The 13,482-nt window shown below is 59.8% G+C and carries 7 protein-coding genes and 4 pseudogenes; 3 read left to right on the top strand and 8 right to left on the bottom strand.

What is annotated here, in order from left to right; genetic code table 11:
- Positions 1–109: 109 nt before the first annotated feature.
- The 4 genes and pseudogenes from XH85_RS13660 to XH85_RS13645 form a co-directional block, all read right to left on the bottom strand.
- Positions 110–301 (bottom strand): annotated as a pseudogene (locus XH85_RS13660) (transposase zinc-binding domain-containing protein); the annotation flags it as partial.
- Positions 302–808 carry a tyrosine-type recombinase/integrase gene (locus tag XH85_RS47620; RefSeq protein WP_420837909.1) on the bottom strand — a complete coding sequence of 169 codons (507 nt, stop codon included), beginning with the start codon at positions 806–808 and terminating at the stop codon, positions 302–304.
- Positions 809–850: 42 nt separating this feature from the next.
- Complete coding sequence (locus XH85_RS47615; protein ID WP_338025634.1) at positions 851–1,129, bottom strand: phage integrase N-terminal SAM-like domain-containing protein; 279 nt, start codon at positions 1,127–1,129, stop codon at positions 851–853.
- A gap of 598 nt (positions 1,130–1,727) precedes the next feature.
- Positions 1,728–2,870: pseudogene (locus tag XH85_RS13645) on the bottom strand (IS110 family RNA-guided transposase); the annotation flags it as partial.
- A 255-nt stretch (positions 2,871–3,125) separates the two neighbouring features.
- Between XH85_RS13645 and XH85_RS13635 the strand changes: the two are divergent.
- A pseudogene (locus tag XH85_RS13635) lies at positions 3,126–3,343 on the top strand (transposase); the annotation flags it as partial.
- Between the two features lie 400 nt (positions 3,344–3,743).
- Positions 3,744–8,045 (top strand): Ulp1 family isopeptidase, encoded by a 4,302-nt coding sequence (locus tag XH85_RS13630; protein ID WP_245474073.1) that lies wholly within the window; start codon positions 3,744–3,746, stop codon positions 8,043–8,045.
- 1,011 nt (positions 8,046–9,056) lie between these two features.
- Here the strand turns inward: XH85_RS13630 and XH85_RS13625 are convergent.
- The 3 genes and pseudogenes from XH85_RS13625 to XH85_RS13610 all read right to left on the bottom strand — a co-directional run bounded on the left by XH85_RS13625 (position 9,057) and on the right by XH85_RS13610 (position 11,184).
- A complete protein-coding gene (locus XH85_RS13625; RefSeq protein WP_245474071.1) occupies positions 9,057–9,356 on the bottom strand; it encodes an excisionase in 300 nt (99 codons plus the stop codon).
- Between the two features lie 784 nt (positions 9,357–10,140).
- Positions 10,141–10,512 (bottom strand): annotated as a pseudogene (locus XH85_RS13615) (ectoine synthase).
- Between the two features lie 348 nt (positions 10,513–10,860).
- Positions 10,861–11,184 (bottom strand): hypothetical protein, encoded by a 324-nt coding sequence (locus XH85_RS13610; protein WP_245474070.1) that lies wholly within the window; start codon positions 11,182–11,184, stop codon positions 10,861–10,863.
- Positions 11,185–11,578: 394 nt separating this feature from the next.
- On the opposite strand from XH85_RS13610, the gene XH85_RS13605 reads away from it, so the two are divergent.
- On the top strand, positions 11,579–11,782 hold the full coding sequence (locus XH85_RS13605; protein ID WP_128932208.1) for a hypothetical protein: 204 nt from the start codon (positions 11,579–11,581) through the stop codon (positions 11,780–11,782).
- Between the two features lie 400 nt (positions 11,783–12,182).
- Here the strand turns inward: XH85_RS13605 and XH85_RS45000 are convergent, their stop codons facing one another.
- Complete coding sequence (locus tag XH85_RS45000; protein WP_164940766.1) at positions 12,183–12,383, bottom strand: hypothetical protein; 201 nt, start codon at positions 12,381–12,383, stop codon at positions 12,183–12,185.
- Positions 12,384–13,482: the final 1,099 nt, after the last annotated feature.

The raw sequence follows: 13,482 nt of genomic DNA, 5'->3' as shown, positions 1-13,482 counted from the left end.
GAAGCTTTTCTCCCATTTGATTGATTGGTTTCGGCTCGGGTTGGGCGGCGGCGATCAAGGTGAGACTTCGTATTGCCGCCAGCTCCCCATTACCGGCTTTGCCCATAAGGCAGCTATTGTAGGAGATCCGCTGGTGCCGGCAGTCGACACAGCACTCGACGTGACCACCGAGCGCGGCAGTCCGGCACGCTTCGATGGCTCCCATCACGCGGAGCTGAGATCGGCTCAGGTGCCCGGCGTGGGCGACGCGGAACGCGTCGCCGTGCTGGCGGAAGATATCCGCCGGACGTGCGCCGGGCACCTACTCGGGCCGAGATCTCAATCGCGCGTCGAGATCGTCGAGCGGGCTCCTGGCCCGTGCGATCAGATTGGTTGCGACTTGCGTGTAGCGCTCCGTCGATGACAGTCGCGCATGCCCAAGAAGGACTTGGATGAGCCGGATATCAGTACCGCGCTCGTAAAGGCGAGTAGCAAAGCTGTACCGCAGAACATCTGCCGTCACCCGCTTATCGAGGCCGGCATGTTGCCGAGCTTTGCGGCAAGCCTCCTGCAGCGTGGCGACGTTCACCGGATCGTCCGGATTGCGCCCGGGAAACAGCCAATGGCGCGGCTTGGCCAGACACCAGTAGGATCGTAGGATGCTGAGCAGCCGCGGCGACAGCATCACGTAACGATCCTTGCCGCCCTTGCCGGCGGTGATCAGGATCAGCATGCGCTTGCTGTCGATCGCGCCGGGCTTCAGGCGGCTGACCTCGCCGACCCGTAGCCCGGCAGCGTAGGCCGTCACCAGCGCAACCCGGTCGCGCAGGGCCGGTAACCGCCTCCAGGAAACGCGCGACTTCCTCGGGCCTCAGCACCAGCGGTTGCTTGATCGGCTCGCGGGCCGAATAATGTTCTCAATCGCCTCCTTGCGCCCGAGCGTCACCGCATAGAAAAAGCGCAACGCGCACGTCACTTGGTTGATGTGGGTCCACGACCGCTTCAACCCGATCAGGTGCAGTTGGTACGCGCGCACCTGCTCAACGCCGAGCTTGTCGGGTGATCGGCCGAAATGTCGGCTAAAGTTCGCAACCACGTAGGATTGTTGCGTCGCCGGTGATAAGTTGCGCAGCGTCATATCCTCGATCATGCGGCGGCGCGGTCGAACTCATCGTGGCCACGAGGCACTCCTGTATTAAGAGGAACGGACTTGCCGTCCCACCCTCTCAAACAGATGCCTCTCAGATAAACGGCCTCGCCACGCCCTCCCGCGGAGCGGGTTCGTTCAACGGTGGGCGACATCGAGCGGAATCAGCAGATGAGGCCGAGACCGACGTGCTCGCCTATATGAGCTTGCCGGCCGCACACCGGGTCAAGCTGCACTCGACGGATGAGATGGACAAGCGATTTCTTCATGGCCGAGACGACGACTGCGGAGATCACCGTAAGTCCATTCTTTTGTTCGGCCCACGGGGGTCGTTCTTCCGTCCTGGCCACCGATCTCACAGCCGCCGCGCGCAGGGGCGGTCAAGGCTGGCCGCACCTGCGGCCACCGCAAGGCTTGGCCTTGACCGGCCCGAGCACGGCGGCACGCTGGCGTAGAATGGGACTGCATTCCTGGCTAGAACTTGCCGTCAGCCGCAATTATGGTTGTTGGGCGCGGGCGACCTCGTGGCGAAGCGTGACGCGTCGGCTGTAAGCGTCACCGGACTGCCTGTCTTGCTGAGCTGAGGCGCCCGCGCGCCGGTTTTGGGCCGCCGCGGCTTCCATTGCGCCACGAATCGTTCGTAGCTTTGCTCGGCCTGGGCGGCAATCAACATCTCGGGGTCGCGCAGCGCCTTGATGTTGTAGGTATAGGCTGGCCCACGCCGGCTGCCTTTCTGTTGCGGATGTCCGGCTTGAAGTTGCATCGCGCGGGTCTTGTTGGCAACCAGGGCCGGGCGCGCCCACGGGTAATCCTCGCCCTTCGTCAGCAAATCCCAGCAGAGCACAGTGAGCTTCCGAGCCACGGCCACCGCGGCGATCTGATGGCTGCGCCGCGCGCGGATCTGTACGAAAAAAGCATGCAGTGGACCGGGCGCCTTGGCCGCGGCCCAGGCCGCCTCGACCAGCATGGCGCGCGCGTGAGAACGGCCCATCTTGCTGATGCGGCCGTGATGGGCCGCTCCCAGTTCCGACTGCCGCACCCGTGGGTTCAGCCGGGCTGTTGAATCGGCTGATGTCGCCGATCGCCGCCACGATCCCGGCAGCGACCGCCAGGTTCACGCCGGTGATCGTCATCAATCTGTTGACGGCGGAATCGTCGATGGCGTCGCTCGCGGTCGAGCAGGGTCAGGTCTTCTGCCAGCCGGTCCAGTTCACGGACGTGCCGATCGATCGCCGCGCGCTCATCGTCCGGCAACCGTTGAGCGGCCAACCACGCCCCGCCGCGGACGTTGAAAAGATCGGCATGTGGGCACTTCGGGATCAAGTGCGCGTGCAGGATCGAATGCACCTCGTTCTTGAGCCGCGTGCGATGCCGCACGAGCTCGCCGCGCCACCAGCCTGCGCTTGCGTTCGGTCGCCGCATCAGGCGTCCAAATTTGCGGCAGGTATCCCGCCGCCTGCAGACTGGCGAGTGTGCCGGCATCGATCTTGTCGGTCTTGACGTGCGCCTGGGCGATCGCCTTCACCTGCAATGGATTGGCGATAATCACCCGCGCCACGAATGGCGCCAGCACTCGCGAGACCGCCATGCTGTTGCCGGTCGCCTCGAGCACCACCTCATCACTGGCCAGCAGGGTCTTGCCAAATCCCTCCATCGCAGTCCGCGTCATATCGATGCGGCCCGCATGTCGAAGCCTGCCGCTCTCCCAAAACACCACCTCCCCGAAGGGACGGCGGATATCAATGCCAATTACCCGTCGCATTCGCACCTCCTCTGCCGGACACATGACGGGAGCTGCGGGCGACACGACAACTACGGATTCGCGCTCTCGGCGCAACCGGGCGAGTCGCAGAGGCGGCCTGCTACTAACTCGAGCTCTCGGCTCATCGCGTGCATCGGCTTGCCCGCACTTCGTGCTCCCGGTGCCTCTGTCCCGATGGTCGCACCATACGCCACGAGGTAGCGCGGCGGAACGTTGGCACCGAGACATCCCATACCGGTTACCAATCCGCTCGAACGGGTCAATGGCGAGATCAAGCGCCGAACCGAAGTTGTCGGCATCTTCCCAATGAAGACGCCATCGTCCGCCTCGTCGGTGCGATCCTGCTCGAGCAGAACGACGAGTAGGCGGTTCAGCGCGGCCGCTACATAACACTGGAAACGATCGCCCCATTGGGCGATGACCCCGCCGTCAGCCTCCCGGCAATCGCCAGCTAACCGATCCGGCCCATGCCGGCGAACGTGGTGACCCGCACTCAGCTACACCGCGCCACGGGGCACGATCATACCAGAAGGCTCAAGAACGCCCACAGAACCGTTCTTCGGGAGGTTCTTTATCGATTTCCGGCCATGGGGGCAGCCTGCGTGTCCGCTGCAGCAAGTCGGCGGCTCCGCGTCAGGTTCTCGACAGCTATCGCACGTAGAGCAGGTCTCCAGAGGCGATCATAGCTGGCGATCGCTGCAAGAATACTGGAGCGCGCGGTCGGAGTGCTTGGACGCGGCATTCTGGGGCGTTCACGATAGTTTTTTGCTGGGTTCGATGCTGCCGGTCGATTCCGTGGCAAATCACAAGCGACCTCAGGCTTCAAATTGGCCTATATTCCGAAACTGAGAACGAATGAAGTTCGAATCCACCAACTGGGTGCGTCAACAATCGGGCACCGCGGGCCCGCAAGAGAACTCACCGGCTCCGTCCACAGATGCGGCGGCCTTTGAGCAGCAGCTGGGCGAGATCGCTGTCCCGTCTGCTCCCGTGCTCATGCAGGTCTGCGCCCATCAAGCGGATGCATCGCGATCTGAGGCGCATGCCGGAGAGGATGAGGCGGTGCTGGGCGCCTCAGCGCTGCAGACCGCTCAGTCAAATTGGGTCTTGGTAGGTCGCAGCAAGGATCCGCTTTATGCTAAGGATGCGCGCCTTATTTCCGGCCTTAAGCAGGCGATCCTCAGGGGTGGAGCTGCCGAGAGCACCGCCACGAGCAACGTCGGTTATCTGCTCAGCTTGAGCCGTTGGCTCTTTGCAAACGACAAGCCGGGCATTGCTGATCGGCTTCATGACGAGTCGATGGACAAGGATGTCGAGGAGTTCATAACAAAAGGTGGGACGGCGAACGTCCCTTGGGCACTACCTCATCTGCGGACCTCTCAATTGACGGGAGGAGTCGTACCGATCGCAGGCCGCCCTGACCTGACTCCTTATCCCAAGGACGGGACTCTCATCAAAGAATACAAAAAGCAAGCAGTGGCGGCCCGAACTTCAAGTACCGCCAAAACCTATGCATCTATTCTCACGGATTTCAGCCACTACCTTCGTGCAAACAACAAGCGTAGCATTGCTGCTCGGCTTCAGGACGAGACATGGAACGACGACGAACCGCTGAATGAAGAGATCAAGCGCTACAAGGACGCCGGGGGTAACAAAAGTATCGGCGCGGCACTTGATCATCTCCGTAACGGAGCGAGAAAACTCAACGGTCCCCCTTTTCATCCCGAAGACGCGCCCTTGATTTCCGGACTTCAAGAAGCACTCGTTAAGGCTGGGTACGAGGAGATCACCGCTAAGACGAATTATGTTGGTCCTCTTCGCAGATTCAGCCGGTGGCTCTTCGCAAAAAACAAGCCGGGAGTGGCTGCTCGGCTTAACGACGAATCGCTGAGCAGCGACGCTGCGATCTTCGATCAAAGTCGCAGGCACCTCGTTCTTACCGCACTAGATCGTCTCCGCGCCTCTCAGTCGCCGGGCGGAGTCGCGTCAATCACTTGCCGGGCAGGGGGCATTGAGGCCGCGGCTGAGCAGGGCGGGTCGCAGCCCGCCTTCAGTTGGCCAGCGGCACTCGCTGAGGGGGATGATCAAGATTTATTCTTTGGGACGGTCGACGAAGCCGGTGCATCGTCGTGTCTTCAGCCACCGCGGCATGGCCTGGCATTGGATCCTACAGAGTCCCCTAATCCCGTGAACTGGCGCCATCAGGACGACGAGCTGACGGGTGAACGTTACAGCAACATCCTCGTGCCAGGCGAGCAGATTCCCATCATGCGGGCGAGCGGCCACCCATCTACGCCGCCTCCGCACGGTCAAGGCGGTAGAACGATGCTGAATGCCTCGGCGCTACCGCCCGGCCATGCAAATTTGGTTTTCGCAGGTAGCAGCCTGGATCCTGTTTATTGCGAAGATGCGTCTCTTATTGAGGGGCTCAGGCCGGCACTCATCAAGGCTGGGGCCTCCGAGAGCACGGTCGGTCGCAATCTACGTGGTCTTCTCAGCTTGGGGCATTGGCTCGTAAAGAACGACAAGCCGGGCATTGCTTCCCGGCTTTACGACAAGTCGCTGGACAGGGATGCCCAGGAGTTCGCCGAGAAGGAGGAGCAGGCCATCGCTACCCCACTGGATCATCTTCGAGCCTCCCAATCGCCGGGCGGCATCACGCCGTTTGCAAGCCGGGTTGAGCGAAATCCCTATCCCCAGGATGCGGATCTCATCAAAAGGTACAAGGAAGAAGCAGCCCCAAGCACCGCCAACACCGCGAGGAGCTATGCAACTCTTCTTATCGATTTCAGTGATTACCTCCGTGAAAACGATAAGCCCGGCATTGCTGCTCGGCTTGGTCACGACTCGCTGGATGAAGATGTCAGCCGGTATAAGGAGGCGGACCCCTATGGCCGCAGAAAAGCCGGAGCCGCACTGGCTCATCTCCTGAGGTCGCCGGCGGGTGCTAGAGCGATCGAACTCCTGCGTCATATTCGCCCCCTTCCTGATCTCGAAGACGCGGTTCGCGCCGAGACGAGGCGGACCCTCACCGCGACTGCGCAGCACAGCGGGTCGAACGGAGCTGTCAGCTGGCCGGAGACTCTGCCTGCGAACCAGCAGGATCTGCTTATGGAGATGATGGACGGACCCAGCTCCTCGCCGCCTCCGCAGGGCGTCGCCGTTGAGCGGCAGCTGATGCAGACCCCATCCCATCAACTGGCGGCGTCACCATCGCAGAGGCAAGCTCCGGTGTCGTCGCCGGACGAGCTGATCGGCGAGCAGCTTCCGGCCGAAGACGCGGAGCTCTTGGCGAGGTTTCGTGTAGACGCCGAGCGGCGCAAGCTCACCGGAGGGGCCATCAACAACAGTGTTTCCGGGCTTAGGACTTTTGTCCGCTGGGTCAACGCAAGTCATAGGGGCCCTGTAGCTTCTCGGCTGCGAGACGGTTCATCGCTGGATGAGGAAATAGCGAAGTACAGGAGCTTGGGCCGTGACCCCCAGAACCGCATTAGATCGGCTCTGGACGTTCTCAGGCGGCTGCTACGTGGGGGTGAAGAAGTCGAAGCACCCGAACCCCGCGTTCTCGGTGCCCCCCGTCGCCAGGTTCCTCATCCAGAAGATGCGCCGCTCATTGAGGGCGCGCTGAGCCAAGCCCTGAAAGATCTTAAAACCCCGACTGCGAAGCTGAGGCAGTCTGCGCAACAGCGGGCGACACGTCTTCGTGCGCTGAGTGCGTGGCTTAGAGGGAATGGCAAAGGGAGCATTATTGGGCGGCTAAACGGCTCCAGCAGGGAGCAGTTATCCCTCGACAATGACGTGGTAGCATTCCAACGGACTAGAGGCAGAGTACACGGTCCCGATTTGTCGCACCTTGGCAGCTACTTGAAACTCATCGAGGCGAACCGAGAGCTGGGGCTGCCAGGCCCTGAGCAGCCGAGCTCGCCGGCCGCGCAGGGCGATCGGTTTTCCGGCTCGGCGCAGGATCTTCCCTCAACGCCGGCCAGCCAAAGCGCTGGAGCTTGGGTTTGGTTGAGTGAACAGCTGCAAGAACCGGGATCACCATCCAGGCCCGCGTCAAATGCTAAGGGCAGGCTTGAGCCATTTGTTGATCTGAATGCGCCAGCGCCGTCCGAGTTGCGCGACGATGCTCACTTTGCGCCAGCCGATCCTGCCGGGGTTCGCTCAGACACCTACGCTGGTCTTGAGCCATTTGTTGATCTGAATGCGCCGACGCCGTCCGAGTTGCGGGATGATGCTCACTTTGCGCCAGCCGATCCTGCCAGGGTTCGCTCAGACACCTACGCTGGTCTTGAGCCATTTGTTGATCTGAATGCGCCGACGCCGTCCGAGTTGCGGGACGATGCTCACTTTGCGCCAGTCCATCCTGCCAGGGTTCGCTCAGATACTTACGCTGGTTCTGTATCATTTGTTGGTCGGGATGCTCCCAGACCGCCGATGATTGATCTAGATCCGCCCACGCTGCAGGAGCTGCGTGATGATGCTCGTTATGCGCCTTTCCCGCGCACATCCGCCGATGCTCAGATCGGGGCTTTGGATCCGACCGGCTCCTCCCACGGCCGCAGTGGACTAGAGCTCGGCGCCGAGGAATGGCTGGGCGACAAGCATATCCACAGGGATTACGAGCTCCTGGCGGAGGAGTTGCGGCGGGGCCGTCCGGAACTCGCCGCTCTGGCGCAGTTCGTGGATCCCCTGATAGCTCACTATCAACTGCGCTTCGGCGCCGAGCCCGACATGCTCCGTGCATTCCAGCGCATCGTCTACGATCCAAATGGTAATGATACGGCCGACTTCCTGTTCCTGCCAGTGAACGACGCTATGGATCCTAATCGCCTCGGCACGCATTGGTCGCTGCTGCTCCTTGATCGCCACACGCGAGGAGAGCCGATTGCCTATCACTACGACTCTGTCCGGGGACACAACCACGAGGCGGCAGCGCAGCTCGCACGACGGCTGCGCGCCCGCCTGGAGTCACCCAGCATGGCCCAGCAGCGGAACAGCTATGATTGCGGCGTCTTTGTGGTGGACGGCACGCGGGCGCTGGTTCGACGATTGGCCCAAGGAGAGCGGCCAGTGCACGGGCCGCTGCACCTTGACAACCTCGTCGCCAATCGGCGGTCCCTCCAGAGTCGACTGGCTTATCCCGGCTTGGGCTAATGGAGCGGGTCGAGGCCAGGATCGCTCGCGCAGCAACTACCGGCTTTCAGGCATAAATTGGTCGGCATCTCTGAGGCGCACCAGTCAGCTATCGAGCACTATTTCCTGAACGCTATGATGTGCCTTCGCACGCTGCCGGTAAGCACCGCCGGATCATACAGACAGTTGAGCCAACCGGTCAGCATTTTGGCAATCCGTCCTTTGGATTAGGCGCTCAACCGTTCTCCAGTTCTCCGTCGCTGATGTGAGGTCCGCGTGGTGAATGGTCATTGTTCTGCTTCTCTCCGCGCAACTCAGTAGACCGAAAATCCACGCTCACGAAAGAATAGTTCCCTGCCGTTGGAGGGCCAGACTGCATTAGAGCCTTGCGGGTTCCGATCGAGTTCGGTGGTCTCGGCGCAGCGCTTCGTCAGACCTTCGATCTGCTCATTGCACTTGCGGCTACAGACTCCAATCTGCCACAGGCGCAGAGGGCACACTTCAACCTGGTCGAGGACTTACGCCTGAACAAGGATGAGGCCACCAAAGCGCGGTGCCTCAGAGCCATCGAGCCATCGCGAAATAGTGAGCTATGTCGGAGTCGCGACAACCGAGTTACCGAGTTGGGCGTCGGCGCTGGCGATCGCTACCAGACGTCGGACCGAGCCGGATTACAGCTCAATGGCCCAAAACATTGCACGACTGGCACCCTGTACGCCGATCACGTGATCGTAGCGGCTGACCAGAGCGGCAAGCGGATCGCCGTACCTCTCGATACCAACCAGCCCCCGTCAAGCACCCGACGACTGGGATGGCTTCGCGCATTTTTACTCCCCACCGCCCTTTCAATGGTCCGATCCGCTTCTTAAAGTTGCGGATATCGGCGATCTAACTTTGCCCTCGCTATCGACGTTGAAACGGCCGCGAAGATTGCGTGCGCGTCTAAATAAATCGAGAGGACATTCGCGATAGCGATATCGTCTATGTGGCGGATTCTTCGCTTTGGGGTGTGTTTAGAGCAGATGTAATCTCCTAGCTTTTCCTCCGCGGCCGCAATCTCTTCTGCAACGCAGCCTGTGCTGACATCCCGGCCGTTGTCTCTGATGATCCAGGTTGCATGGTGAGTGTTTTATGCGCTCTTGTTGTGGCGGGCAGCCTTGAGCTGAAGTCGGGCGCCCCTGCTTCTTCGCGGCATAGCTCTCTCATCCGTCCGATATGAGCCAGCGTTGTAAATTCCTTGCCGGCAATCTTCTCGATAATCAGTCGATTACGGTCGCGCTCCCGACGCAAACCCGCGACCGTCATTCCTCCCAAAGGAAATGCGATCTTCACGGCATCGCCAAGGCGAAGTGGAGTATCAGGTGTAATTTCCGGTTGCGTTCGAGGCGGCATCGACGCCACAGCGCGGCTGTTAAAAACCGAACTAAGATGTCAGCGCCTTATTGAAAGTAAACCTTTCCTTTCTTCGATCGTAAGATTGGCAATTTCATCGCAAAATTGACGAGACAGAGCGTAACTTGAAGGGGGGACTGACCGTCACTCGGCTTCTTAAGCTGGCATGCCAGCCGCCTTCGTTTGTGAACAGAATGTAAGAGTCCAACGCAGCCAAGTCGTGATTGGCGTTTCCATCCCCCAATTTGCCTCGTACGCTCATGGCCACCCCTGCAAAATATAGTGCAAGCAGTATCGCAGCTGCCACTCAACCGCGTCAGAGTTTCTGGTAAGCGTTCTCATCGAACGACTTCTCCTCTATGGCGCCCTTTAGACGATTACGCATGTATCGTGCCAAAGGTGAAATCGAGCGCAATCAATGCGATAGCCACAGTAGTGCTATGTCAGCGGTCCAACACCGTCGCCAGACATCGTACAACTGAGCGCGCTATCAATAGGTTCAAGCCTTAGCCCGCCTGGTCTTCCGGACAAGGGAAAATGGACCTGGAATGCCAAAGTAATTTTGTCAGCTCCGCCGAAGCGCATCGCGTGCGCCTTTCGTAAAACCGGGCAAGGACCTTTTCTGAGGTCCGCGCGTGCGATACGAGGCAGTGCTGGATCGCCCGAGTAAATGTTTCTCACAATCAGCGGCAGTTCATGTTGGTTTGGCGTTTCTTGGCATTGCTCAATATGTGGAGCCTGCCGGGTCATCGAGCTTGTGGCGCTCGGTTCCGGTGAGGGGGCGGTTGAAGATGCTAACGAGGATCATGTCGTTATTCCGCCCCCCGCGCAGGAAATGCTTGTCAAGCACATACATGTCACCCTTGCGAATGGGAAAGACATTGCTGTCCATGTCCTCGACCGCGCCCTCTCCGCCGATGCACTAGCAGGCTTCGAGATGATTCCGGTATTGCAGAAGCGAAACGGTGTTAGCGCGCACTACCGTGTGGCAGATACTAAAACCCATGCCGTCCTTATCCGTCAGAAGGCGGTGGCTAGTGCCCCAATCGACGAAGTGATCGGTTGCTTCGACGTCGCGCAGGCTACGCACAAGCATAGTGTTCGATTGCCCGGTGCAGGTTGAACTGATTGATCCAAAAGCTGGAGGCCGTTGTTCTGCCTCGGAACTGCGACTTCCCTGTCGCGCGGCCGACTGCGTTCCGTCGAAACAACCAACCGTCGGTCGCGGAGAGCCTGTGCAGCAGTCCTATGGGATCGGCTACACGCAAAAGGCCTGCCATTTGCCCGACGGCGAGTAGTTGAAATATCGGCGCGAAGGTATTTCGCAGCCGAGCCCGATCGGCGCGGCTTTCTAATCCGCTATGGGCAAATGCCGATATAGATTGAGCACCTGATACCCGAGCCGAATGAACTCACGTGCAGGTCAGCAGATCAGGTCCTGGGGCTAGTCCAACAGCGGGCGGATATCATCGATTGTTTGCCGGGTCACAAGCTCATGATGATGCCGTCGGCGAGAAATCGCGTGGCCCCGAATGCGCGCGTCGTTCGCGACTCCGCACCTAGCTTGCCGGCATGTACGTCCCCTCGAAAGGCTAAACGCGAGCGGGAAGGTCTCGGCCGAAAGAGATTCGAGCGCGGTCTGCTCTTCGGTGAGGCGCTTTTCAATAAACTGACGTTCGACATCCGACAGGTTCGACTTCAGCAGGCGACGATAGCGGTAGATGTTGTTGCGGTGAGCACGAATGCGGGCCAAATATTCATCAAGCATCCTGGATGCTCCTGAGGTCGTCGCAATCTCTACGAAGAGATATTCGGGCGAGCATGTCGTCGATCAACGCGCCGCCTGTCATCGCATCTCGGAAGCCGTTCGGCAGGCGGATAAGGACCATGCTAGTTCGTGATATCATTCTTTCCCCTAGCCTAGCACTTCCATCGCGACGATCCGCAGCGTTCTTGGCTCGCCATAGCCGTCTTTCTGCTCGGCTAGTCGCTCAAACAGAGCTGGACGGTTGTAAGGCGCAAAAAATAGGCGGTCACGCCCCGGGCGCCGGACGCTTGTCGCTAACAAGCTCGCCCGTCAGTATTCTCTCTGACGAGCTGAACATCGTTTGCCGATGTGCTATACGCATTTTCGTTGAGAATAGCTTTGTTTGAGAGTTTCGATGTCTCTTTCGATTGGATTGATTGTCGACGGCTATGTGAAACTAAACAACCGCAGCGCGCTGGAGAACCTTCTGGCGCATCGGCGGGAGCTACTGCAGCAGTTGAAGTGCGTTACCGGAGTTGATCCGAAGCCAGCGATCGCTCAGGTCAGTCAAGACATCACAGTGATCGAAAGGGCACTTGCGGCGCTCGCACAGGAGTAAACAGCAAGGCGCACCGGCTCGCTTGAGTGATGGCGCTCCGGCGCCGAACACTGAGTTCGCCCTCGTTTCGGACGAAGGTTATTAGCGCGACGCCTCACCGACATCGTGGCGCGCAAGGGTGGGTGCGCCAAGCTCTGTGCGCTGCCTGTTGTGCGAGCTGCTCTCTCGTTTCAGCGAGCGGCCTCGCAGCGAGCAACGCGCCAACCGATTCACATCGGATAACGCCGCGCCTTGGGTGAGTTAGGCCGCCATCGATTTGCAACCACGATACACCGCTGCGAGGTGGCCGGACCACTATGCCGCAGGCGACGCGACGGTCGCGCGCGAACCTGGATAGCGGGCCAGGATCTTCAGCACTGTGACTTGGAAATTCACCTCAATGACAAGCCACGTCCTAGATCTATCGCCACATCGTTGGTGCTCTGGAAAGAGCTTCCTGACAGATTTGTTTAAGCAGATCGGGGCGCGTCTCACCTCTGGTGGCGGCCTCCAGGATTTTGGAGGCAACGTAGGCGCGAACGCCGGCGTCATACGGTGAGACGCTTTCGCAAACCTCATCCCGGATCGTACGCAGAAGCGCGGTGGTGGCACCGTCCAGCATTGGGAGATCTCCCTCATACCATCGAGGAAGATAATGGGCATTTGCTGGACCGGAACTCAAGTACATCAGATCTTATGAGCCTCCGCGACTGCCGGCAGCAGATTTCCAGCGCGATGCAATGTCCAGCACCTCTGCGATCGCTGACCATTGCGGCAGCTCGCTTGATCGGCCTGCTTTTGTCTTCTCGTCGGCCGTCTCGGCTTAACAGACAAGCTTACTAGAGCTCAGAGGCCAATGTGAGCGCCCTGCGATCATGCTCTGCGATTAGACCGGGCGGCTGCGGCAGGCCAATGCTCGGACGGTGCTAGTTCGTTGCCGAGCCTCATCAGGTTCAATTGCGGCTAGAGGATTTGCCGTTTATCGCGCCCGCTGCGTCCAACCAATGCTTTGGCACACCTGCCCGATGGAGTTGGTAGAAATAGCTTGCCACTGCCCTGCTCCGATGTCGTCTCACGACACGGCCCTATCGGCTCCAAACCCGAGCGCTTGGCATCCCGCACTGTAGAGGGACTTCAATTCATGCGGTGAAGTGCGTCAAAAACCGGCGCCCGCCCCACGTCTGGCGACGAAATCGGGCCAGGATCCGGCGCCCGCGCTCAGTGCCCCCTTGACTCGCTCCCTGGCCGCTCTTGAGGGAACTTCAGCTTTATGCAGCTTGACGAGATCGTCTGCGCGATCGTGAAGTAATTTCTTGGTCATGGGCGCGTGGTTATTGATCCATAATCGCACGTATTGGCAGCACACGATTTTGAGCGAAGCTCCTTTGGCGAGGCCCGCTTGCAGGCGGTGATCTCGGTAGCGACTTGCGTTTTGGATATATAAGCCTGGTGTAGCTGAAGGACCCCAGCACGGACAGCGAACGTCGCGTGAAAATTATCGGGGGCGCTGCCGTAATGCAGGATTTGAGCGCGAGAGCGCGGCTCGTTGCATTAATCGATATTGCCACTTTGTTACAGTCTCCGCCCAGAGCAATCACATGCAGCCGGAGGGCGGCATATTCCGCGGCCACATTGTTGGGGCCATTACTGCAACTGAGCAAGAGCGACGAGCGAGATGGCGTCGCCGAAAGTGCCGTCGCATCCGCGAGCTGGGCGCAAGC

The sequence above is a fragment of the Bradyrhizobium zhanjiangense genome, from assembly GCF_004114935.1.
Classification (GTDB): domain Bacteria; phylum Pseudomonadota; class Alphaproteobacteria; order Rhizobiales; family Xanthobacteraceae; genus Bradyrhizobium; species Bradyrhizobium zhanjiangense.
The sequence above is the reverse complement of the archived record's forward strand: the minus strand, read 5'-3'. Positions and strand labels throughout refer to the sequence as shown.

Excerpts from the sequence above, each read along its gene's own strand:
- XH85_RS47615 (WP_338025634.1), bottom strand. The coding sequence starts at position 1,129 with ATGATCGAGGATATGACGCTGCGCAACTTATCACCGGCGACGCAACAA.
- XH85_RS13630 (WP_245474073.1), top strand. The coding sequence starts at position 3,744 with ATGAAGTTCGAATCCACCAACTGGGTGCGTCAACAATCGGGCACCGCG.
- XH85_RS13610 (WP_245474070.1), bottom strand. The coding sequence starts at position 11,184 with ATGCTTGATGAATATTTGGCCCGCATTCGTGCTCACCGCAACAACATC.
- XH85_RS13605 (WP_128932208.1), top strand. The coding sequence starts at position 11,579 with ATGTCTCTTTCGATTGGATTGATTGTCGACGGCTATGTGAAACTAAAC.
- XH85_RS45000 (WP_164940766.1), bottom strand. The coding sequence starts at position 12,383 with ATGCTGGACGGTGCCACCACCGCGCTTCTGCGTACGATCCGGGATGAG.